The 23,791-nt window shown below is 43.9% G+C and carries 17 protein-coding genes; 11 read left to right on the top strand and 6 right to left on the bottom strand.

The genetic code is table 11. From position 1 onward, the window contains the following. Nucleotides 1-29: 29 nt before the first annotated feature. From CZ794_RS00525 to CZ794_RS00540, 4 genes are all read left to right on the top strand, one after another. Nucleotides 30-6,983: an Hpt domain-containing protein gene (locus CZ794_RS00525; protein WP_087039701.1), complete on the top strand. Its 6,954-nt coding sequence runs from the start codon at nucleotides 30-32 to the stop codon at nucleotides 6,981-6,983. After that, complete coding sequence (locus CZ794_RS00530; protein WP_087039702.1) at nucleotides 6,973-7,977, top strand: chemotaxis protein CheB; 1,005 nt, start codon at nucleotides 6,973-6,975, stop codon at nucleotides 7,975-7,977. Before CZ794_RS00525 ends, CZ794_RS00530 begins: the two co-directional genes overlap by 11 nt. 17 nt (nucleotides 7,978-7,994) lie before the next feature. Next, on the top strand, nucleotides 7,995-8,501 hold the full coding sequence (locus CZ794_RS00535; protein WP_087039703.1) for a hypothetical protein: 507 nt from the start codon (nucleotides 7,995-7,997) through the stop codon (nucleotides 8,499-8,501). Nucleotides 8,502-8,653: 152 nt separating this feature from the next. After that, on the top strand, nucleotides 8,654-9,181 hold the full coding sequence (locus CZ794_RS00540; RefSeq protein ID WP_087039704.1) for a cytochrome b: 528 nt from the start codon (nucleotides 8,654-8,656) through the stop codon (nucleotides 9,179-9,181). Between the two features lie 123 nt (nucleotides 9,182-9,304). Here the strand turns inward: CZ794_RS00540 and minE are convergent, their stop codons facing one another. The 5 genes from minE to CZ794_RS00565 all read right to left on the bottom strand — a co-directional run bounded on the left by minE (nucleotide 9,305) and on the right by CZ794_RS00565 (nucleotide 14,024). After that, nucleotides 9,305-9,595 carry a cell division topological specificity factor MinE gene (gene minE / locus CZ794_RS00545; RefSeq protein WP_062846006.1) on the bottom strand — a complete coding sequence of 97 codons (291 nt, stop codon included), beginning with the start codon at nucleotides 9,593-9,595 and terminating at the stop codon, nucleotides 9,305-9,307. Between the two features lie 2 nt (nucleotides 9,596-9,597). After that, entirely contained in the window at nucleotides 9,598-10,410 is an 813-nt protein-coding gene (gene minD, locus CZ794_RS00550; protein ID WP_087039705.1) for a septum site-determining protein MinD, read from the bottom strand. A 403-nt stretch (nucleotides 10,411-10,813) separates the two neighbouring features. Continuing rightward, nucleotides 10,814-11,641, bottom strand: a complete 828-nt coding sequence (minC, locus tag CZ794_RS00555) for a septum site-determining protein MinC (protein WP_087039706.1) — start codon at nucleotides 11,639-11,641, stop codon at nucleotides 10,814-10,816. 100 nt (nucleotides 11,642-11,741) lie between these two features. Beyond that, a complete protein-coding gene (locus CZ794_RS00560) occupies nucleotides 11,742-12,833 on the bottom strand; it encodes a hypothetical protein (RefSeq protein ID WP_087039707.1) in 1,092 nt (363 codons plus the stop codon). Nucleotides 12,834-13,070: 237 nt separating this feature from the next. Continuing rightward, nucleotides 13,071-14,024 (bottom strand): acyltransferase, encoded by a 954-nt coding sequence (locus tag CZ794_RS00565; protein ID WP_087039708.1) that lies wholly within the window; start codon nucleotides 14,022-14,024, stop codon nucleotides 13,071-13,073. Between the two features lie 416 nt (nucleotides 14,025-14,440). Between CZ794_RS00565 and CZ794_RS00570 the strand changes: the two genes are divergently transcribed. From CZ794_RS00570 to CZ794_RS00600, 7 genes are all read left to right on the top strand, one after another. After that, the gene (locus CZ794_RS00570; RefSeq protein ID WP_087039709.1) at nucleotides 14,441-15,097 is read left to right on the top strand and encodes an OmpA family protein; all 657 of its coding nucleotides are present in this window, start codon (nucleotides 14,441-14,443) and stop codon (nucleotides 15,095-15,097) included. Between the two features lie 430 nt (nucleotides 15,098-15,527). Continuing rightward, nucleotides 15,528-16,988, top strand: coding sequence for an imelysin family protein (locus CZ794_RS00575; protein ID WP_087039710.1), 1,461 nt, complete (start codon nucleotides 15,528-15,530; stop codon nucleotides 16,986-16,988). A 178-nt stretch (nucleotides 16,989-17,166) separates the two neighbouring features. Then, nucleotides 17,167-18,834: a di-heme oxidoredictase family protein gene (locus CZ794_RS00580; protein ID WP_087039711.1), complete on the top strand. Its 1,668-nt coding sequence runs from the start codon at nucleotides 17,167-17,169 to the stop codon at nucleotides 18,832-18,834. 33 nt (nucleotides 18,835-18,867) lie between these two features. Next, nucleotides 18,868-20,019: an imelysin family protein gene (locus CZ794_RS00585; protein ID WP_087039712.1), complete on the top strand. Its 1,152-nt coding sequence runs from the start codon at nucleotides 18,868-18,870 to the stop codon at nucleotides 20,017-20,019. 3 nt (nucleotides 20,020-20,022) lie between these two features. Further along, nucleotides 20,023-21,630, top strand: a complete 1,608-nt coding sequence (locus tag CZ794_RS00590; RefSeq protein WP_087039713.1) for a DUF1513 domain-containing protein — start codon at nucleotides 20,023-20,025, stop codon at nucleotides 21,628-21,630. 79 nt (nucleotides 21,631-21,709) lie between these two features. Further along, nucleotides 21,710-22,384: a M48 family metallopeptidase gene (locus CZ794_RS00595; RefSeq protein ID WP_087039714.1), complete on the top strand. Its 675-nt coding sequence runs from the start codon at nucleotides 21,710-21,712 to the stop codon at nucleotides 22,382-22,384. A gap of 18 nt (nucleotides 22,385-22,402) precedes the next feature. Further along, nucleotides 22,403-23,008 carry a methyltransferase domain-containing protein gene (locus CZ794_RS00600; RefSeq protein WP_087039715.1) on the top strand — a complete coding sequence of 202 codons (606 nt, stop codon included), beginning with the start codon at nucleotides 22,403-22,405 and terminating at the stop codon, nucleotides 23,006-23,008. Here the strand turns inward: CZ794_RS00600 and CZ794_RS00605 are convergent. After that, complete coding sequence (locus tag CZ794_RS00605; protein WP_087039716.1) at nucleotides 22,986-23,654, bottom strand: hypothetical protein; 669 nt, start codon at nucleotides 23,652-23,654, stop codon at nucleotides 22,986-22,988. The two genes, CZ794_RS00600 and CZ794_RS00605, sit on opposite strands and share 23 nt — an antisense overlap. Nucleotides 23,655-23,791: the final 137 nt, after the last annotated feature.

The raw sequence follows: 23,791 nt of genomic DNA on the forward strand, positions 1-23,791 counted from the left end.
TTAGCGTCTAAACAAGTTAGGATCAATCTATGAAAAACCAGCCCAATAACATAGTGACGCTTGAGTGGTTGTTACCACTGTTTAATCAACAATTATCACAGATATCTGCTGGCTGGCAATCAGGGACTGACGACATTAGTCAAGATCAAATAGTAGAGTGTTATCACCAAGTCAGCGGTGCCCTTATAATGGCGCGTCTTCCTTTGCTTGGCAATCTTGCCAGTCATTTAGGCTGGCTGGCACAATCTATTAGCCATGACGGCATCTCTACCTATCACAGTCGCATTGGTCATTTCTCTCATGAGTTGTTGCAGCGCGAGCTAAACCAATATTCGCAGACAGGTAGTTATCACAGCGATTTGATTCAGAAAACAGTGGAAGGGCTTGCCCAAGCATTATCAAAATTGGGTGTAACAACAAACTTGCCTTTGAGTCGTATTGGGAGCCAATACCAATACGAAAAACCACACACTCACATTGACGATACTATTTTCGATAGTATTGCGGCCATAATACCAGTAAGTAGCGTGACCACTGATCTGACGGATCATCATTATCAACAGTTGCTTTTAGTCTGGCGAAAGCAAGTACAAACCTTATTGGTGACCAATATCAATCAGCCTTCTTTATTGGCTGTTTTAGAAAAAGTGAGTCAGTACTTGTGGCAGACCACACAGAATAGAGAGGTAAAACACCTCTGGTATCTGACTGAGATATGGTTGAGAGATCTTGCGCGCAATAATACACCGCTACCTGAGCACTATGCCGCGTTATTGAGTCAGCTTGAGCAAGCCATTGCCCCTGCCAATCAAGACTCTGATGAGAGCTTGTCTGTTGTGATCAAAAATTTGATCATAAATGTCTACATCGAGTTAAGTGGTCTGACAACAAGTAGTGAGCGTACTCAATCAGTATTAAGTCACTTATCGCAAAATACATCGACAGCGTCACGCTTTTTACCGCGGATACTCAGCGCACTTGAGACCCTTATTTTTAATATCGATGAACCTCAAACGCTCTTACCTGCTTTGCAAAAAATAAAGCATCAGCTCGAAGGCCGAGGCTGGACGTATTATGGATTGCAAGTTGAGACACTCATCACAGAGATAGAGCAGGCCTTATCTTCCAAGACAGGGTTTGTACAAGCGCAGTGGCAAATTGAGCAAAAGCTACAAGCGCTATATAGCGCTATTTATAACACAGAGCAGACGATCTCTTTGAAGATAGGAGATGCTGTCTCTTTTGTACCGTCATCTGAATTGTCTCATGGAGTCGATACGCAAGCGACAGACAGTTATGACGGCCATGCTGCTGGTAAAGACTTACGTGAGTTGCGCATTGCGGTAGAGGAAGTAAAGCAATGCTTCAATGAATACCTGCAGCGTCAAGAGATCCATTTATTACCAGATGAGACTGAATTTGCTCGCATTGGTGAATCTTTTGCTGATATGGGTTTGCCTATCGTGCGTCAAACCATAGAGGACATGGCCAGTATATTTACGCAGTTGGTCGCTTATAATATTGAGGTGCTTAGCTGGGATGTCACACAGGCATTGGCGGAAGCTTTGACCTCTATTGAGCTATTGCTCGATTATCTTGCCCAACAAGTTTTTGACGAAACAGTATTAACACAAGCAAATGAACATACGGCTAGAGCCGCAAAGTTACTAGCGCTTTACATTGACGCGCCAGAGAAGATTAACGACACTTATTTGACTCAAAAACCTGTCGCAACTGATGTCCTTCGTTATGATGATAATGGCGAGATCTCTCCAGCTAGTCATCTGAATTTAACTACGCAGATTTCAACCGATACAGACAATCAGAGTGTAGAAGCGCAAAACACATCTGATACCAGTGATAAGACAGAAAGTGCAGCTTTAGCACAAGTTCGCGCAGACATTAAAGCGGACAGTTTTGAGATGGACGCAGAAATTCGCGATATTTTTATTGAAGAAGTCACGGATGTCATCACTGACCTTACAGATTTTTTACCGATTTGGCAGCAAGACAAGCAAGATTTGACCCCACTTATCGAAGTGCGCCGAGGCTTCCATACCTTAAAAGGCTCAGGTCGTATGGTTGGTGCCTTTAGTATTAGTGAAATGGCGTGGTCGATTGAAAGTTTACTCAACCGTTTGTTAGATCATACCTTGGCTGTCACAGATGACGTGGTTAATCTGGTCACAGACACGGTAAATAGTCTGCCTGTATTGCTCGCAGATTTTGAGGCACAACAGTCTCCAAGCCTAGATCCAGCAGTCATCGTTTTAAAAAGTCAAAATTTAATGGCAATGCAGCCCATTAATACGGGTCTTGCCATATCAGATACGGTTTTAACCGATCAACAAGCAGAGTCAGATGACACTGATTTTGGGTTAGAAGACGATCTGGAGTTTGAATTCGCGGATCCAAGTGACCGTATAGAAACGTCTGCTGCCATGCTTGGTTCAGCTAGCGAATCGCACATGATAAATCATGATAATAAAAGGGGGATATTGAAGCCTTTATCGCTTTCTGAGATTCCAGCAGGACTCATGCCTTTTGTGCAAGAAGCCGAACAATTACCAGCCGATGCAAATGATGCAGATCCTGATATTAAAGAGATATTCATAGAAGAAGCCAATGAAGTATTGGCTGATATCATTCCTTTATATGAGTCTTGGCAACTGTTTCCTACAGACTTAAGTGGGCTGACAGACATCCGCCGAGGGTTCCATACTTTAAAGGGATCAGGTCGCATGGTAGGTGCTCACTATAGCGCTGAATTGGCGTGGGCCATAGAAAACATGCTCAATCGTCTCTTGGATCGTAGTATCGTCGTCACCGACGATATGTGTCAGCTGATTGCAGATGTACTGGCTGCTTACCCCACCATGTTGAATGTATTTGAAAATAATGAGCAGAACTATCCTGTTATGGTGCCTCTATGGGTTGCTTGTGCAAATGCCTACAGTAAACAGCAAGGTGATGCCTTTAGTTATACTGAGTTATCCACCAAGCAATGGGCGCAAGCAACGAACGATCTTGAAGATGAAGATGGTAAAGATTCTATCTTGTTCACTGAGTCAAACGATACTCCTTCTTCGCCAACAGAGAATGATGAAGAAATAGACATCACACTGCAAAACATCAATTCTGTCAATGAAATGATCGCAGAAGCCCCTATCGTTTTGACTGCCCAAAGTGAGCAAGAAAAAGCATTTTGTGAGATTTTTATCGATGAAGCAGAAGGGTTGTTACGCGATATCGATCGATTCGTTGATGTACATCAAGATCAAACTTATATTGAAGTGACAGATGATATTGTACGGGCATTTCATACGTTGAGAGGCGCATCCGGCTCTAGCGCATTGGCTGCGATCAGCGAAGTGAGTGCAACCATTGAGCAGAGCTTAGAGCAGTTGCAGCAACAAGACATAGCCATGAACGCCCAACATTTAGAGGCGCTGGCTAAATCGTCTACTTTGATGAACGGTTATTTGCATAGCTATGAACAAAACTTTCAGATACAAGACATGCAGATGCAAGACACGCAAAGCCAGCAAGACATAGCGTCATTGCAATCTATGCTTGATAAACAAGACTCTGTTAACGACATAGAAGATATAGCTGATAATAAGCCGACGATAGCACAGCTGTTAGACAACAATATTGACGAGTTGTTAGACGCTGAGTGGGAGTTGGATAATGCACTGAATCAATCTGAAACAGAGCAAGTTCAAGATTATATAGAGCAGCAAATATCACAAATAAAGCATTTATTTGACAAGGCAAAAAACTTTCCAAAATTCACAGCTATTTTAACTGAGCTTGGTCATGCTTACACCTATTTGCGCGATCATCTTGATAAAGCAAAGGAGACAGACACTCAAGCCATACTCCATTCGGGGCATGCGCAGTTAGTGGGGTTGTTTGATGCCTTAGCTGGCAGTACCTCACTGAAAATAGATAAAAAAGTACTTGAGGATCTGCAAAGTATCTATCAAGCAGACGAGCACCACGAAGAAGAAACCTTTATCGTTCGTACTGTGTCAGTACCAGACATACAACTTGAATCTATTGATACCGATGCTGAGCTACTAGAGATCTTTTTGGAAGAGGCGCAGGAGCTGGATACAGCGCTAGATGAAAGCTTTAATAAGTGGCGTACAGATATTAGCAATATCAACGCATTAAAGGTATTACAGCGTCATTTGCACACCATCAAAGGTGGTGCACGAATGGCAGGTATCCGCAGTATTGGCGATCTGACGCATGAAGCGGAAAGTATCTATGAAGCCTTCGTAGAAAACAGAAAAGCACCAACTGTACAGTGGTTAGAGATCATGCAACGAGTGCAAGATACGATATCTTTGCAAGTCATGCATATGGTGAATCACAAAAAATCGTTCTTTACTTCGGAGTTGATTGACCAGCTCCAGCAGTTTGAAAAAGCAAAAGTGTTGCCAGAAATAGTAGAGCTCATCATACCAAACCCAAAAAACAATCTTGAAGCAGACACTTATGATACAGCGGCTAACCCCGTTCTAGATATCGATAACCTGTCTGATACTATTAGCTTAGATAGAATGATTAAGCAATCATGGGCGAATGGTTTGCCTGACCCTGATATTTTGGCGGTATTTTTAGAAGAAGCAGAAGAGCTAACCAATCGTAACAAGTATCTGCCTATATTCTTAAAAGACACCAGTAATACCACCGTGATACAAGCACTCCAGCGTGACCTTCATACCATCAAGGGTGGTGCGCGAATGGTGACAGCGACAGGTATTGCTGATTTGGCACACGAAATGGAGGCAGTTTACAAAGATTTTGTAGACGGTCGCCGCCCTGCCACTAAAAAAGTGATTGAATTGTTGGTGGTAAGTCATGATTGGCTTGCAGATGCAGTGTCTGTTCTTAGACAAAATGTCAATCCGCCCGTACCAGGTTTGTTAATCGAAGCATTGCAGCAGTTCAGCAAAAATCCTGATGGGTTAAAGCATATCCCGAAAGAATCGTTACAGGCACAGCGCGAAGCCATCCTGATCGCTAAAGAGCAGCAGGACTCACAGTATTTGGCAAAAGATATTAGTGAGATGCCCTCTATGCTCAGCAGTAGTGTTGCTGAAGAAGATCAGAGTGTGAGCAGTAACGAGATGATTCGTATCTCAGGCGGTTTGATTGAGCATATGATCAACTTATCTGGAGAGTCAGCGATTAACCGCGCCCGTATCGATATGGGTATCAGTAGCTTGACCAACAGTATTGAGGATATGGGCATCACTGTACAGCGACTGGCTGATCAGTTACGCCGAATGGAGATTGAACTAGAAGCACAGATATTATCGCAAATAGATGATGAGCTGATCAATAATGAAGATTTTGACCCGCTAGAAATGGATCAATATTCCTCATTGAATCAGCTGTCGAAATCTTTGACAGAGTCTGCCTCAGATTTGATTGATATCAATCACACGTTATTAGAAAAGACCCGTGATAGCGAAAGTTTATTATTACAGCTATCGCGTACGCAAACTGAGTTGCAAGACGGTCTGATGAATTCGCGTATGGTGCCGTTTACGCGCTTAACGCCGCGCCTTGAGCGTATCGTACGTCAGACTGCCAATGAGCTTAATAAGTCTGTTGAATTAACAATCATCAATGCCGATGACGAAATGGATAGAACCATTCTAGAGCGTATTACCTCGCCACTTGAGCATATGCTACGTAATGCGGTTGACCATGGTATCGAAAACACTTCAACGCGCCTAAAAGCAGGCAAGGAGCGCAGCGGGCACATTACGCTTGAAGTGCATCGCGAAGGCAGCGAGATTGTCATTCAGCTGATAGATGATGGTCGTGGAATCGATGTAGAAGCGGTACGTAGCAAGGCGATTGCTCAAGGGCTTATTGATGCAAATGATAATAGCCTTACTGACCTTGATGTCATGCAGTACATCTTTAATGCAGGCCTAAGTACCAGTACACAAGTGACCCAGATTTCAGGTCGCGGCGTAGGTATGGATGTGGTTATTAGTGAAATTCGTCAATTGGGCGGCGTTGTATCAGTTGTCTCAGAGCTTGGTAAAGGGTCGCATTTTACAATGCGCCTGCCCCTAACAGTTGCGGTTTCTGATGCGTTGGTGGTTCGAGCAGCGGATCGTTATTACGCCATACCTTTGGTGCAAATTGAGCGTGTGGTACGTGTCAACCCAGAGAAACTGTATGATTATTATCAGTCAAATGAAGCCACATTAAGCTTTGAGGATGTTGATTATCGAGTGCGCTACTTAAACGAGATTTTATCTGGCAATAAACTCAATGAGCTGGTCGTCAATACCAATACCAGCCTACCACTGATTCTTATTAAGAACCGTACTGGTCATAATATTGCTCTACAAGTCGATCAAATCGCAGGCTCTCGTATCGAAGTGGTGGTAAAACCCTTAGGACAACAGTTGTCTCATATACCGGGGATTTCTGCTGCAACTATTATGGGTGATGGCTCAGTCATGCTGATCTTGGATTTAATTGCCTTGATGCGTAATGTGCAATTAGGAAGAAACCTATCCAACGCTGATGACTTTAAGCGCGGGCGTATAGAGTCTAAGTCAACCATCTTAGTGGTTGATGATTCAGTGACTGTACGCAAAGTAACGTCGCGGTTCTTAGAGCGTCAAGGGTTCAATGTGGTGGTTGCAAAAGATGGTATCGATGCGATTGATATATTACAAGACACGACGCCAGATATGATACTACTAGATATTGAGATGCCGCGTATGGATGGTTTTGAGGTGGCAACTCAGGTCAGACATAACAAGCATTTGAAACACATCCCAATCATCATGATCACATCGCGTACGGGTGAGAAGCATCGTGAGCGTGCTTTCGAGATTGGCGTAAACGACTATATGGGTAAACCTTTCCAAGAACAAGAGCTACTGAATAAGATCCAGAGAATACTGGGTAAAGAGGTCAGCTTGGCTCATGAGGGATAGTGACAGTACGTTAGGATCAAAAGATAAAAATAAAGCAAGCGTTAAGGTGATGGTCATTGCAGAAGATCATCATCAGCGCATGGCGTTTTCGGATACCGTACGCAGTTTTGGCCTGATTCTTGTGGGCTGTATGTCACAAGAACAGTTACGAAAAAAAAGCGAGACCATAGATCCAGCAATTGACATATGGTTGATAGACAGTGACTACGATGACAACATAGTTACGGCAACGACGGGCTCCAAAGCGGCGGCTATTTTGATAGGGTTTAGCCAAGCGCCTTATTTGAACGAGGTATGTCAATATGCCAAATGGCAGCGTAAGCTCAAACGCAAACTGGCGCATACATTGGCCTTACCCACCTTACTCGAAGTCCCAGCTCAAAAAACTGAAAATAGAGATAGAGAGTGGCAATACGTGGTATTTTTGGGTGCATCTATGGGTGGGCCTAGTGCGATCAAAGAATTCTTAGATAATTTGTCTCCCACGCTGCCCGTTTGTCTGTTGTTAGCCCATCATTTTAATAGCGCCATGATTGGCACATTACCACGCGTGTTGAATCGTCACAATGATTGGCCTTGTCATCTCATTACTTCTTCACAGCGCCTGCGAGCAGGGCAATGTCTTATCGCGCCAATCAATCGACAGATTGTCTGTGATTCGACGGGCCGGGTGATATTACTAGAACAAGACTGGATTGGTGAGTACAAACCAGCCATTGGACAGATCCTCAAAAATACCAGCGATGTATATGGTAGTGAGCTTATCAATATTATATTTTCTGGCATGGGCAACGATGGCTCTCAATACTTAGATCTTATTCAAGACAATCATAGCCAGTTATGGGTGCAAGATCCAAGCTTGAGTGCTTGTCCCAGTCAACCTCAAGCTATTATTGATTCAGGATATTGCGATTTTATCGGTAGTCCAGCAGATCTAGCAAAAAAATTGACAGATTATATTAGTGAACGGGCAGTGACTGCCTCTTCGTTTTAACTTATGGTGAGCAATATATGAAAAAAATCTTGAAACATTCGTTTGAAGCAGTGAGTTTACTGACCACCAATAATGGGATGCTTGATGTCACAATTGTCCCTGCATCTAACCAACCTGACTGGCTGATTCCCAGTAGTTTAATCTTGAGTGTCGATGATTACGACAAGCGTACTTCTCTGTATGAATGGCAGCAGCAGGATGTGGTTGTGTTTCATTTATTACCAGAGAGTGAGACACCAGATAAGATGATTGTCTTAGAGGGCAATACATCGAGTCATCGCTTGGCATTACAAACGGCAGGCGAGCTTCAGCAATTACAAGCCCGTATTGCTGAAGTCAAAGATATTGAGCTGCCTGAATCATTCAATGACACAAAGATTGCAGATAACTCAGAAGCGATGATACCGCTTGACGAAAACGTTGTGCTATCCTATCTTTTTCAAGCCGTTATGATTGATGATAAAGTGTACTTGGTGCCAGACTTAGATAATATCGCTTATCAGTTGATTGATTTGGACAGCTAGTTTCTTATATCGGTTTGAAATGGTCTTTGCAGTGGAGATCATAGCGTAATCCATTCAACTGTCCTTCGCTGTTGAATAAATAAACAATAAGCCGCTGTTTGGTCTATATCATCTATAATAGATAACGAATGATGAGAATAATAGGACAGCTCATGAGAAACACAAAGGTAAGTTTGTCAAAGTGGTCAGTCAGTAGTCGTATTTTTCATTGGATCAGTGCGGTCTTACTACTGGTCACGTGGTCCATGATACTGTTATACGAAAATCTCGATAATAGTTTTTATATCGGATTACACAAAGCGTTTGGCATCAGTTTACTGTGTTGGATGATAGCGCGGGTGATTAACCGCTTAGTAACCAAAGCGCCACCATCTGTGCCAATGCCGAAGTGGCAAGCGTTGTTGGCTCACTTAACACATTTTGGACTGTACGCTCTATTGATTGCGATGCCAATTGCAGGGTTGTTGATGTCAGTTTATGGCGGTCGACCAGTGGATATTTTTGGTTTGTTCCAAATCCCTGTATTTGTCACGCCAGATCGAGGTTTGGCGCGCTTTTATAATGATTTACATACAGGTATTATTTGGCCTGCGATCATTGTGTTTACGCTTGCTCATATTGGGGCAGCTTTATATCATCAGTTTATTAAAAAAGACAACTTAATCGCACGCATGAAGTAGTAAATGATTTATTAGTAATTAATTGATAATGATACTAAACCCATATTAAAAAAGCCCCCAGTATCATACTGGGGGCTTTTTTAATACGTTATCGAAGCATTAATGATAGATACTTTAATAAGCTTATTTTTTGTGTTCAGGTAAGCTGATGTTCATCTCTAAAACATCCAAGCTGTCTTCAGAACGATGATTGATATTGACATCATCTATCTGGACGCCATTCACGTACTTGTTGACCACTTCGAGTATTTCACGTTTCATTTTTTCGATGCGATCAGCAGTGAGGCGATTGTTTAACCGATTTTCGCTAGCAACGATAACCTTAAGACGTTCAGTGGCCAAATTAGCACTGCCTGCGCTATTGCTGTCGTCAGTACCAAATAGGCTACTCCAAAATCCTTTTTTCTTAGTCATCATTAACCTCCAAACCAGCGCTGCAATAAAGTCTTTTTCTTCACGTCGATGTGACGCAAAGGACGTTCTTCACCTAAGAAACGGGCAACGATGTCATCATAACACTGACCAGCGACAGAATCGGTATAATGAATGACTGGCTCACCATGGTTAGATGCTTCAAGCACAGAATGGCTTTCAGGAATCACACCCAGTAAAGGCACTTTCAAGATATCATTAGAGATCGTATCAATATCCATCATCTCATTGGCAGCGGCACGTTCCGCGTTATAACGAGTGATGACCAAATGCTCACGAACTGAACCTTGGTTTTCTTCCACCTTTTTTGTCTGGCTTTGCAAGATACCAATGATGCGATCTGAGTCACGCACTGAAGAAATCTCAGGGTTGGTGACAATGATGGCTTCATCAGCATGGTACATCGCCAACTGTGCACCGCGCTCGATACCGGCAGGCGAGTCGCAGATGATATAGTCAAACTGTTTAGACAGCTCTGTCATAACCTCTGCCACCCCTTCATCTGTCAGTGCGTCTTTATCACGCGTTTGACTGGCAGGAAGGATGTATAAGTTTTCTAACTGTTTGTCTTTGACAAGCGCTTGCGACAAACGGGCACTACCAGTGATGACATCAACAAAGTCATAAACAATTCGGTTCTCACAACCCATGATCAAGTCTAGATTACGTAGACCTACATCAAAATCGATAACGACTGTTTTATAGCCACGCAACGCTAAACCGGCAGCAAAAGAGGCACTTGTTGTGGTTTTACCCACACCGCCTTTACCTGAAGTGATTACAACTATCTTCGCCACAATGGCACACTCCTATGAATCAATGGGATATCTTTTATATGAATAGCGCAATTTACTATTGCTCATACATGATGTGATGACACATATCAGGTATGAGCTATCTGCGAAGCTAGCCTAGCATAAATAAACATAAAATTATAGCAAGTCTATACTAAAGCAAAAAACAACTTATAGATAATTTACAAGGCGTTACTGCCCAAAATCGATCTGACGATACGGCCTCTTATAAACAGTAAAATAAACGCTCACGGACTCTGCAAATAGTGGCAGAGCTAGAGATTCATCATAGAACATTTTTGTTAAATAAACTTACTATAATATTGATATAACCACTTAAAAGTTTTTATCGCAGGTTTCTTGCGTATTCTGCTAAAAAATTTGCGATGAAGGACAACTTGTTAGTCTAGGCATTGTCCATGACGGTGAATACCAAGCCTTCACCCTCAACAAACCTGACTTGTACCGATTTATCAATCACGTGTTCAGGTAAGTTGTCTCGCAAGCAGTAAGTACCTGCCACTGAAACCAAGGTCGGGTTAAATACTTGACAGAAAATACGAGCGTCTTTATCGCCTGTTGCGCCTGCCACCAATCGACCTTGAGCACGGCCATAAACGTGTAAGCTATTGTCAGTGATGGCTTCTGCGCCACTATTGACACTATTGGTCAAGATTAAATCGCCACCAACGTGGTTGAGGCTCTGACCTGAGCGTAGCATTTGATCATAGAACAGACTGGTAATATGCTCAGCACTTACTAATGTTTCTGCTGTGACAGTCGAGATGGTTGTTTCAGGGGCTGTGTCACCGGTTGCAGTAGTGTCGTGACTTGTCGTATTGGTATCGGTGCGCTGAGTGTCTGGTGTATCACTGACTTTAACAGGTGGTTTTTTATTAGAGACAATGCGTTCGATACGTTTGCCATCGGCAGGAAAGATGGCCAAACGCTGTGCGCGTGCTTGCTCATCTAGTATGCCTGTGACCACGCCAATAGGCTGTACACCCCATGACCAAAGTAACTCTACCAACGCCGCCAAGTCCTGCTCAACGTCACTATCGATCAAAACGGGAATATTGCTTGATTTGTTACTTAGCGTTTTGGCAAGCTCAGCCTCAATGACACTCAGATCATCTGTACTGAACTGCACACGAGAAAAGGTCAGCATTTTGCCATAAAATGCCAACGCTGGCGTAGCGCTTGACGTCTGCTGGTCATGGGTTTGGATGGTCATATATAAATCCTCAAAAATAATCTTGTCGCTGTATATTCGGTGGTATTTTTATCTGAGTCGACGCTATTATTGGTTTTATGGTCGAGTCATATGGTCAGCATCATAGGTTGAGCATGTCTTGATGCTTCCAATGCTGTACTTTTACTTGTGCTTCAAATTCGGTCAAACTGTCATCAATGATACTAGAGATCAATGTGTTTAGGGCTGTGTTATCTGTGTCTATTTTTGCGACACCACTGGCTATAGCCACCATCAGTGAATCGAGGCGCTCAGGGTCAAGAAGGCGCTTATTCAAGGCATTAACGACGTTTTCGCCTACATTATGACCTATATGCTGCAACTGCGATTCGATCAAGCTGCCAGCGATAGGTATCATGCGTAGATAGCGGCGCAATTCAGGGGTATTGGCCAAGCCTTCCTCAATAGCATTACCCACCTCAGTCGCTAAAACACCACTGCCTGAAGAGGCGGTCAATTCCTGCAGTTTTGGCGCAAGCTCTTGGCGCAGGACAGACAATAATGCCGCTTCTATCTCACCACGATTGCGCGCAATGGTAGATTCAATAAATGATTTATGCGTATTGGGGTCAGTCAATTGCTGCCGAAAATTCTGAATGGTCGTTAATATGACGCGATCAGACAGCTCTTCTAACAAAAGGTTGATGTAGAACTTGATGCGGTTGATCCACGGTTGCGGCAATACTTGATAGCCAAGTTGATACAAGCGTCGACCAATAATCACCGCTCGAAACAAGCGTAAGGCTCGCAGTTGCGGAAAACAGCCCAATACCTCGTACCAATGTACAAAAGGAAAAAAGAACCAGCGATAATAAACCTTTTGTTTAATCGCAACTGCCCAGCGTAGCAGCAGCTCAACAATCAAAAACACAGTAAAAAACCCACCAGCCGTACGTAGAGGCTCATGTAACGTATTTTGGTACCAATCAAGCGCTGTGCCAATAGTCAACCAAGCAGCAGCATTGTGGCTAAAATCACTCATCAAGATGGCATCAATACTAATCAATAACAGATCAATACTGATGGCGATAATCATCACAATATCATAAGTGAGTCGTAACCGACTTGGCTTAGGACGATTTGGTCGTGGCGGCTCATCATCTGACAGATAAGATGATGGATTCGGCACAGTTGCTGAGTCTAGATGCGAGCTAGTAGTAGAGGAGGCGGGCACAGACAAACCTTATAGAGAATGAATAATACAAAAATAGCGATATAGGTAAAAGCATGGCTATTGAGTAATGAGTGGGCAAAAAATCATATGTTTATGACTTCTCACATTATCAATGAATAGGGGCAAAAAACAACCTATCTTTTATGATAATTACACATTAGTCTTGACCCTTTAGGTATCATCATTTCACCCAGCCAGTTTTCCTGTTGTCTAAACCGTCTAGACAGCTCTTAATGATTAAGCAGTAGGCGCTGTTTCAAACTCAGCCAGCATGTCTGTAATCAGTTGGTCTTTTTCGCGCCATACTTGTTCAACCCATTCAAACATTTGAGCTTTAATTTCAGGGTCATTTTCGTAGCCACCGTTCTGAATACCCTCAAATAAAGAATCAGGTATCTTGATGTGTCTGACATCAACGCCCAAACGCTTGATATTTCCTTTCCAGAGATCGCCATAAGTTGGCACGCCATCTGGATAAACAATGGTCATATCTAGCATGCCATCGATATCTGCTCCTAGGGCGTTGATAGCCAGCGATAAACCGCCAGCTCTTGGTTTAAGCAGGTGCGTATAAGGGGATTTTTGTAGATCATGCTTGGTCTGAGTGAAGCGCGTACCCTCTAAGTAGTTTAGCAAGGTAAATGGCTTGTCTTTTAATAATGCGCAAGCTCGTTTGGCTTCTTCAATGTCTTTACCTTTTAGGGCAGGGTTTTTTGCGACGGCTTCTTTAGAATAACGACGCATCATTGGGAAATCTAAAAAGTAAAAAGCTTGACCCACTATTGGTATATAAATCAGCTCAAACTTGGTGAAAAACCGAGTCAATGGCAAGCGCTTTTCGCTAATGTACTGAACGATACTGGTATCGACCCAAGACTGATGGTTGCTGACGAGTAAGTATTTGCCATTGGTATTGACGTCATCGGGTAACTGAATGCGCCAGTCTTTTCGAGGCAACATATTATCGATGAGCGCATTATTGCTACTAATCCAATGATTGGTGATTTTAATCACAGTTTTATCAGCAATTGATGCGCCAGTCAGTATCTTGCCAACGCCCATGAACCATAGGGGGATGCTACAGCTAATACTATTGGCAGCGATGACCCCTGTTGCTGTGGCAAGTGAGACAGCTTTTCCTAGCTTAGGATTACGTTTATGTAGGTTTTTGATAGTAGATGTCAGTCGCATTCTAGGTCCTTTTCGGTCACTCTTATTAGTATATAAATTATCCGTTACTGGCGTGGTACCTTACCGCTTTTTATCATAGCTGATGTTATCGTGTAATTTTAGCAGAAACCTATCCTAGTGTACGAGTGTAAACGTGACTGGTGATAAAAGCGATAAGGTATCAAAAATAAGCTATTTATGTCAGCGTACTTTGAACCACGATGGAATGTTTATATATAGATGTTATACATAGATGTGACAAAATATTACACACGATTAGAATGTAATTGCCATAATAATGACGAGTGCATATATGCACCTAGAAGGAATTAATACCAAATATCTATAAAAAGCACATTTTACTTATAACTTAGTAGCTATTTATTTAATGTTTATCTATTTAGTTGCTATAACTTTTAAGCTTAAGAGGAACGATTATGCGTAATACATTAATGGTCGCAGCAGTAGCATCAGGTCTAGCTCTTAGTGGTTGTTCTACGGATCCAAACACTGGGCAACAACGTCTAAACAAAACCGCACTTGGTACTTTGGCGGGTGCAGTAGGCGGCGCAACGATTTCTAAAGCAACTGGTGGCGATCAAACGGGTCGTGATGCCGCTATCGGTGCCGCTCTAGGCGCAGGTGTTGGTTACTACATGGAACGTCAAGCCAAGCAGCTTGAGCAGCAAATGGCTGGTACTGGTGTATCAGTTGAACAAAACCCAACAACGGGTAATATCGATTTGGTTATGCCAGGTAGCATTACGTTTGCCTTTGATGATGCCACTTTGAACTCATCATTCAAGCCTACGCTTAGCAAGCTTGCACAAACGATGAACCAATATAACAAAACCACAGTAAACATTGCTGGTCATACTGACAGCACAGGTTCGGCATCTTACAACATGGGTCTGTCACGTGATCGTGCTTATTCAGTTGCTAACTACCTAACTGCTCAAGGTGTTGCTTCTAACCGTATCAATGTGATTGCTTATGGTCAAACCCGTCCAATCGCTAGTAACAATACTGAAAGTGGACGTCAGCAAAACCGCCGTGTTGAGCTAACCATCAACTCGCCACAGAGCGTTAACTAATCTTGGTTTTATATAAATAATACTTATATAAATCATTCATAAAAAAAGATCAGCAATTGGCTGGTCTTTTTTTTTGGGTGACGTTTAGCCATCAAATCTGCCTGCCACGTCATTATGTTTTTAACATGATGGAAAATTAAATAATAGCAATGACTCGTAAGGTTATTGATTCATACGTTATGTCTAAAGGTTTTATTCTAAAGAGCGAGAGGAATTTTGAGACAGTTAACAATGCAAAATAATTTGTTGATAATGATTATCAATAAACCTATAATCTATACATATTTTTGTTGATGTAATATAAATTAGCTTATTAGATATGGTAACCAGTTAACCGCTTGCTAAGTGTTTATAAGGTCGCAGTATTCAATATAGCGACTATTATTCAATCAAATCCAACTTATTTTTGCTGTCTTTTTTGAGGATATGTATGACGATTACCACAGTAATGCGCCGTCAGATTTTACCAACAACTTTGGCTGCGACCCTTGCAGGGCTATTGATGGTGTCAGGCTGCACTAAGCAGACCAATGAAGACACGACTGCTGATGTGACCACGCAGTCAAATGTGCAAAGCACAGAGACAACGGATGATACAGCGCTATCAGCGGTCGACAAGGCCTATACTGATAGACTGATGATCAGTTATGCCAATATGGCGCATGCTGCGTTTAAAGACTCACTCGATACAGCAAAAGCACTACAAGTAGCCATTGACACCTACGTGGCAACGCCCACGCAAGCCAATCTAGATGCCGCAAAAGCTGCCTATAAAATGGCGCGTCAGCCATACTCGCAAACGGAGATTTTTCGTTTTGACGAAGGCTTTGTCACACCCAATGATAAACGAGCGATTGCTAGTGTAGATAGCTGGGAGGGGCAGATAAATGCATGGCCACTTGATGAAGCGTTGATTGATTATGTCAGTGACACATACGAAGGTGAGTACAGTAGCAAAGACAATATTATCAATAGCCAGAGCATTACAGTTGGCAGTGTCAAGCAAGATACCAGCACAATCACACCTGAGCTGTTGGCAGAGATGAATGAGATTGGGGGAAGTGAAGCCAATGTGACCACAGGTTACCACGCGATTGAGTTTATGCTGTGGGGACAAGATACCAATGGCGTAAAAGAAGGCGCGGGTAATCGCCCAGTAAGCGATTATGTCACCCAGGCTGGTCAATGTACCAGTGGCGATATGGTCAATGAAGATGCCAGCATCTGTGAGCGTCGCGGTGCGTTCTTAAAAGCGGCTGCGCAGTTATTGGTAAATGACCTCACAGCGATGGAAGCTGAGTGGCAGCCTGAACGTGACAATACGTTACGCAGTGATCTTATGGCGCGTAAGTACGATAACGGTCTGCGCCAAGTGATGTACCAGATGGGCAGCTTGGCATTGGGAGAGCTTGCTTCTGAGCGTATGCAGGTTGCTTTTGTCACAGGGTCTACCGAAGATGAACACGAATGTTTCAGTGATTTAACGCATCTAAGCTATGCCAATAATGCTCGCGGTATTCAAAATGTCTTTAACGGCAGCTACAGGACAGTCGCTGGCAAAACGGTCGGTGGTTATGGTGTAAAAAACTATTTGGCTGATACTGGTAATCAAGAAGCGGCTGAGAAGTTGGCTGCTGATTTTATCAAAGTAGAAAATGCCTTTAACGTCATTGTAGAAAAAGGCGAAAAAGAAGGCATCAAGGTTGATCAAATGATTGCTACTGTGGGTCAAGCGAGCAAACAAGGCATTTCTGCTGAAGAACAAAATATCCGCCGTGGCTGGATTGAAAAAGCTATTACAAGCTTACAAGAGCTCACTGACGGTATCGAAAATGCGGCAAAAGCGGTCGGTATCGAAAATCTAGATGCTGACGCTGGATCGCAATTCTAAAGTGACCAATACTTAGAATCATAAAATGATTGGTAAATAAGCGGGACGCGTTGCCAGCGGCAGTTGGCAGCGTGTTTTTTGCGTAGTATAAAAAACGATTTGGTGTGCCGTGATGAATGACACATTAAAAGCACCATACTTTATAGCACGATTCTAAGCTAGGGCTAAGGTACTCCTCATGAACGCCTCACATATTGTAAAATCTAAACCGTCTGCCTTATTGTATCGACCTGCTGCCACTCATACCTTTCCTGCAAAGCTGATACTTGGTTTGGTATGTGCTTTAGTGATGAGTGGCTGTCAGCCAGCTAATAACGAATCCAAAAGTGCTGATAATAAAAACGTAGCAGCTACTGACGATCAAAACCAAGCGCTTGCACCTGAGCGTATTCAGGTTATAGAGACGCTCTCTGGCGTACCTATGCAGCAGCTGGCAAGCTTCGATCCACAAGAGATTAAGCAGGGCGGCGACACAGGTATCAGTATCAGTAGTGCTGAAAGCTACTCCAAACCTTCCTCGAACTTGACGGCATCGCGTAAAGGGTCGTTTTTTATTGGTAATGCGTTTTTTCGGCAGCCGTGGGTAGTTGCGCCTGCCAGTACAGACAGCCGTGATGGTCTGGGTGCCTTATTTAATGTTGCTGCTTGTCAGTCCTGCCACATAAAAGATGGTCGAGGTCATGCACCAATGAATGCAGATGATGATGCTGATAGCCTGCTCATTCGTCTTGCTATGCCAGCCACCACGGATCAGCAACGACAACAGCTACAAGATTCACTTATCGAAAAAATCGCGCATCCTATGTATGGTGGTCAGTTACAAGACCGCGGTATTCAAGGCGTACCTGCCGAAGCAAAAGTTGCGGTGCAGTGGGCGGACAAACCTATCACGTTCGCTGACGGTCATGTCGAAACGTTGCGCGCACCCACTTTTACCTTGGACAACCCAGGCTATGGAGCATTTGATGCAGAATTGATGCTATCGCCGCGAGTTGCTTTGCCAATGATTGGACTGGGATTATTAGAGCAAATTCCAGATGAAGATATCAAAAAACAAGCAATAGCGCCTAACAAAAATAGCCCAAACGAAGGTATCAGTGGTAAATTCAACTGGGTGCTAGATCCGCAAACAGGCAAGCAGGCGCTTGGGCGCTTTGGCTGGAAAGCAGGTCAAACCAAGCTCATTACGCAAAACCAAAGTGCTTTTAACGAAGACATGGGATTGACGTCGAACATTCGTCCTCACGAGTCTTGTATGCCAGCGCAGACCGCATGCTTAAGTGCGACAACAGGTGCTGATGAGCAAGGCAATGGCAAACCACCTGTGGAAGTGAATGATGAAGTGGCAAAATTTGTGGAATTTTATACCCGCAATTTGGCTGTACCTCATCGACGACGTGCGGATGATAAACAGGTACTGGCAGGCAAAAAACGCTTTTATGACATGGGGTGCCAAAGTTGCCATACGCCACGATATCAGTTGCCAAAAACGGATGACGATCACCTTGAGCAGCATGGGCAAGTGATTTATCCTTATACAGATTTATTGCTGCATGATATGGGTGATGATCTTGCGGATCGTACAGTTGCGGGTAAGCTACCACCAAGAGATGCGCAAGTTGAATTTTTAGCCAACTCTTACGAATGGCGGACGCCTGCATTATGGGGCATTGGTCTTGCCAAAACCGTCGATTCACAAGCGACGTTTTTGCATGATGGTCGCGCTCGTACGTTGATGGAGGCGGTGCTTTGGCATGGCGGAGAAGCCAAAAAACAACAGCAGCAAGTCCTAAAGTTGGACAAACAGGGACGCGATGAATTGAATGCGTTCTTAAAATCATTGTAAAAACTATTATACAAATCACTAACCGAGAACTGTATGAAAATAAACCATGCTTTAGCAATGGCCTTATCTGCCCTAAGTGCTGGGTTATTGATCAGCTGCGTAAAACCTGCTGACGAAAATAAAGCACCAGATGAAAACAGCCAAAAGGTCGCGCAAGACAGTCCTGCGCCTGCCACATCAGAAGAAGGGGCAACTGAAAGCACAACTAAAATTGCTGCCGTAGACATCAGCGCCGACACTGAAAAAACCTACTTGATGCACGTGGCAAACGATATCGTCATTCCAGCATACGCGGATGCAGCCAAACAAAGCGATGTGCTGCATGATTTGGCGCAAAAGCATTGCCAACAAGCACCAGTAAGCGGCGAGAAGCTACAAGAATTGCGAGAGCAATGGTTGCTATTGGCGCAAGCATGGGCACGGGCTGAAATGGTAAATTTTGGTCCAGCAACTGCCAGCATGAGCAATCTGTATATCAACTATTATCCTGATGAGCGTGGATTGGTACATAGTGGCGTTGCTGAGCTTATCGCTGCCAATCCAGAATTGACAGCTGAGCAGCTTGCTAACGAGAGTGCCATCGTCCAAGGCGTACCGGGGTTGGAAGAAGCACTGTATGCCAATGAGCGTTTAGATGCTGGACAATGTGCTTACGTGATTAGTGCGAGTAGTGCATTGAGCACACGCCTAAAGGACATCGAGAAAAACTGGCAGCAAAACGCAACCCAATTATTGGCAATGGATAAAACTGCTGAAAGCGATCAAGGGCTAAATCAATGGTTTAATTCTTTGTTGTCTTTGGTTGAGACCATGAAGTCCAATGCCATTGAACAGCCATTAGGCTTGGCAGGTAAAGCCAAAGGTCATCTGCCAGCTGCTACCGCTGGTCAAAGCCGTGCCATCATCAATGCCAAATTGGCGACATTGAATGACACCATGACTGATCCTGTGTTGACTGCGATTTTAGGTACTAATAATGACAATCAAGTGGCGGATAATCTATCGACTGCGCTTGCTGATGCAACAACATTATTGGCGCAGATGCCAGAAGATTTGGCCACCGCTGATAAGGCTACCCAGCAAGAACTGCTAAATCATATGACGACCATTACTCGCTTGATTAAACGTCAATTGATTCCAGCGCTCGGCATTCGAGTTGGCTTTAATAGTACTGATGGCGATTAACCCATGCATATTATCGAGGCAACGCCAGTGCAGCCTATACCTGAAACATCCGATAAGTCATCTGGGTCTGGTAATAGTCAAGTAAAAGAGGTTACGAAACAGCTGGCGAATGAGTTGCTAGTGACGTCTGCACTGACCTTAATAGGCACAGGGGTACTGGTCGGTATTCATCATCGTTATCGGAAGCAGCAGCATCCAGATGCCAGCCTGCAAGATTATGTGACTGGTATATGCTCACAGTTTCGTGCATTGCCGTCAGTATCTAGGCGGCAATTAAGTCGTTTGGGCAACGCTTGTCAGCAAGCAACGATAGCATGGCAACGTGCTTATTGTAGTGACTCGCTAGCGGATGACGGTAGCGGCAGGGTGGTTAGCTCTGATACCACCAGTGTCAGCGCAGCGCATACCACGACCATACTGCCGCGGCCTGTCTGCTGGGTCAGCGGTGTCGCTTCAATGCTAAAGAGTAATACAGCGCTGCAAGACACAGACGATGCCCAAGCTGAAGGTGATAATAATGTCAACGATTTTGGCGTTGTTGGTATCGATGCCGATAGGCAAATCGTTTGGCAAACCACCATGCCTGAACGTGTCCATGATATTGTGGTGCAGCCAATTATCAATGTCCAAGACAAGCATAATAATGTGGCTCAAAGCCGTGACGTCATAGTAATGGGTCGTCGTCCCAGTGAACGCTTTTGGGTATTAGAGGCTGCAACAGGGCAAGTAAAAGCCGCTATTAATGCTTTAGACAATCGACATTTTTATGGCCATGCTTGCTACAGTCTTGATGGAAAGTGGCTCTATGTGACCGAGAATGACACGGTAAGTTTAAACGGTAAAATCGGTCTTTATGACGCTCAGGAGAATTATAAAAAGATAGCAGAGTTTGACTCGCATGGCATTGGGCCACATGAGTTAATCATGCATCCAGATGGCAAAACGCTGGTCATTGCCAATGGCGGTATCAAAACTGAGCAAGCCTCACGTGAAGAGCTGAATCTAGATAGCATGCGCCCATCGCTGGTTTATCTTGATCGTTATGATGGGTCGTTACTTGAGCAAATCGAACCTGAACACAATCAAATGAGTGTGCGTCACTTGGCGATGCACGATAATGGTACGGTGATGATTGGCATTCAGTTCCAAGGGGATAAGCATGTTAATGTACCATTGGTATTGACGCATAAACGCGGCGATACTGACTTTTGTCCTCTACGCATGCCGCATAACCAGTGGCAGCGCTTTCATCAATATATTGCCAGTGTGGCAGTAGACAGCGCGCGCAATCAGTTATGTGTGACCACACCGATTGGCGGATGTGCCGCACTCTTTGATTTAAATACTTACGCTTTGATCGACAGCATCAGCTTACCAGATTGTGCAGGCGCTGCCCTCATCGCAGATAGCGCAAACATAGTTTCCAAGTCAAACAATCAGCGTGAAGAGTCGGGCTTTATCGTTAGTGATGGACAAGGTCAATTAACCACATTGCATGTGAATCATGTGTCACTGGTCGAATCAGATACCAGTAATGACACTGAGCGTGTATGGGCCACCAGCCAGCTACATAAGATGTCTTTTGATAACCATTTGCAAGCAGTACTATAGCAAACGAAATGGTGATGAATGAGGCTGTGATGACCGAGATGACCAGCGCGGCAGGAGCAGCATAATTAAGGAAAAGATGATGCTACAGGACCACACCTCGATATGGACAGATGCCAAGGCGCGTCTTGCTCAAGCAGGTATCGAGTTACATGTGACCAAGAAGCACGTCAAAAACATCAATTTTCGTCTTAAGCCGCATACATTGACAGTCTCTGTACCAAGAGAAATTCGCAGCGCACAAATTGAACAAGCAATCGCTAAGCGTGTGCCATGGGCGATTGTCAATCATGCACAAGTATTGGAGCAATACAAACGCAACCAACAGCGTCCATCTGATAATTTGAAGAACCTTTCAAATAGCGACAATCCGCTATTGTTATGGGGTTGCGAGCAGCCGTTTTCGTTAAATCACGATGAAAAAATGGCATATTATCGGCAGCAGCTCACCGACGTCATACCAGCCTTATTTGAAAAATGGCAACCAATCGTTGGCGCTACTGCCAATGAGGTACGCTTAAAAAAAATGCACACACGCTGGGGCAGTTGTAACACAAGAGCGCGGCGCGTTTGGCTATCTACCTACTTACCAGCCTATCCGCTTGAATGCACAGAGTACGTGATTGTCCATGAGTTATGCCATTTGCATCAGCCAAATCATAGTCCTGCATTTTGGCAAGTGGTTGCGACAGCGATGCCAGATTACCAGCGCTGGCATAATATATTGGCAGGTAAAACGGGACAGTTAAAATGTTAAATAAGATAAGGAGGTCAGATGGAACCAGTCAGTGAAGCCAAATTTTGGCAGCAGCGTTATGAGACAGACAGTATCGGTTGGGACATGGGCGAGGTATCACCGCCGCTCAAAGCTTATATTGATCAACTACCTAAATCGGCTAAAGACCAAGCCATTTTAGTACCGGGTGCAGGTAATGCTTACGAAGTAGGCTACTTGCACGAGCAAGGATTTACCAATGTAACATTGGTTGATTTTGCGCCAGCACCTATTGCAGCCTTTGCTCAGCGTTATCCTAAGTTTCCCACCAAAAATTTGCTTTGCGCCGACTTTTTTACTTTATCAGCTGAGGACTATCAGTTTGATTGGGTGCTTGAGCAGACGTTTTTTTGTGCGATTGATCCATCGCGCCGTGATGAGTATGTGCAGCAGATGGCAGCGCTACTCAAGCCCAAGGGCAAACTAGTGGGTTTGCTCTTTGATAAAGTGTTTGGGCGAGATGAGCCGCCGTTTGGTGGCACAAAAGCGGAATATGAGCAGCGTTTTGCAGCCAGCTTTGGTATTGATATTATGGAGCCTAGCTATCACTCACATCCAGCACGGCAGGGGAGCGAGTTGTTTGTCAAGATGCATGTAAAAGATTGATTTCATGTGCTAGGTTTGTACGGGCCTGCGTCTCTAGCTGCTGATAATGCTCAGTGAGATACAAGCGCGGGTGCGCCAACAAGGTCTGTAATACTTGCGTGCGCCCCATCTTATAGTCTGCTGTAGGTACATGTGCATACTCTTGACGGACGGCTTGTGCATAGTGCTCATACTCAGGCCAAGGCATGCCTAATATGCTTAAATCCATGTCCAACATATATGCAGCATCGCTGCGTTTATTCTCGTCTGCCAATTCAGTCAATTGGTGAGTGGCCGTCATCATAATCAAGTCGTAGATATGTTGGCATTGCTGGTCATTCAGATGAGAGGACAGCTTATCTGACATATATTCAGCGCTTTTTAGCTCATTGTCTGAACGTCTTGGATTATATATCACATCATGATAATAGAGTGCCAACGCAATGATATGAGGCTCGTGAAGATACTGGCAAATTTGTTCGAATTGAAAGAACAGCTGCTGGATATGACGTAAGCTATGATAAGTACGCTGAGTCTCATTGTAATGCGCAGCAATATTAAGCCACAGAGTGTGTGACTCGGCTGGCGTGATATCGCTATTGAGCGCAAGTAGATGCCGTGCAAAACGATTGCCAAGTTCAATACGCATCTGGGACGACTCTCTCATAATCAACCTGATTGCTTATCCATCACCGTTATATTTAATCCAACATACAATACATAAAGGACTGCCAGCATCATATTTTCTTGCTTGCTGTGCCTTCGCAGACAAAGGCTACGAAAATATATTGCTGGCAATGCCTT

Source organism: Psychrobacter sp. JB385 (assembly GCF_900163785.1).
Classification (GTDB): Bacteria; Pseudomonadota; Gammaproteobacteria; order Pseudomonadales; family Moraxellaceae; genus Psychrobacter.

Bases quoted from the DNA above. Each gene is read 5' to 3' on its own strand.
- CZ794_RS00525 (WP_087039701.1), top strand. From the start codon at position 30: ATGAAAAACCAGCCCAATAACATAGTGACGCTTGAGTGGTTGTTACCA.
- CZ794_RS00530 (WP_087039702.1), top strand. From the start codon at position 6,973: ATGAGGGATAGTGACAGTACGTTAGGATCAAAAGATAAAAATAAAGCA.
- CZ794_RS00535 (WP_087039703.1), top strand. From the start codon at position 7,995: ATGAAAAAAATCTTGAAACATTCGTTTGAAGCAGTGAGTTTACTGACC.
- CZ794_RS00540 (WP_087039704.1), top strand. From the start codon at position 8,654: ATGAGAAACACAAAGGTAAGTTTGTCAAAGTGGTCAGTCAGTAGTCGT.
- minE (WP_062846006.1), bottom strand. From the start codon at position 9,595: ATGACTAAGAAAAAAGGATTTTGGAGTAGCCTATTTGGTACTGACGAC.
- minC (WP_087039706.1), bottom strand. From the start codon at position 11,641: ATGACCATCCAAACCCATGACCAGCAGACGTCAAGCGCTACGCCAGCG.
- CZ794_RS00565 (WP_087039708.1), bottom strand. From the start codon at position 14,024: ATGCGACTGACATCTACTATCAAAAACCTACATAAACGTAATCCTAAG.
- CZ794_RS00570 (WP_087039709.1), top strand. From the start codon at position 14,441: ATGCGTAATACATTAATGGTCGCAGCAGTAGCATCAGGTCTAGCTCTT.
- CZ794_RS00575 (WP_087039710.1), top strand. From the start codon at position 15,528: ATGACGATTACCACAGTAATGCGCCGTCAGATTTTACCAACAACTTTG.
- CZ794_RS00580 (WP_087039711.1), top strand. From the start codon at position 17,167: ATGAACGCCTCACATATTGTAAAATCTAAACCGTCTGCCTTATTGTAT.
- CZ794_RS00585 (WP_087039712.1), top strand. From the start codon at position 18,868: ATGAAAATAAACCATGCTTTAGCAATGGCCTTATCTGCCCTAAGTGCT.
- CZ794_RS00590 (WP_087039713.1), top strand. From the start codon at position 20,023: ATGCATATTATCGAGGCAACGCCAGTGCAGCCTATACCTGAAACATCC.
- CZ794_RS00595 (WP_087039714.1), top strand. From the start codon at position 21,710: ATGCTACAGGACCACACCTCGATATGGACAGATGCCAAGGCGCGTCTT.
- CZ794_RS00600 (WP_087039715.1), top strand. From the start codon at position 22,403: ATGGAACCAGTCAGTGAAGCCAAATTTTGGCAGCAGCGTTATGAGACA.
- CZ794_RS00605 (WP_087039716.1), bottom strand. From the start codon at position 23,654: ATGAGAGAGTCGTCCCAGATGCGTATTGAACTTGGCAATCGTTTTGCA.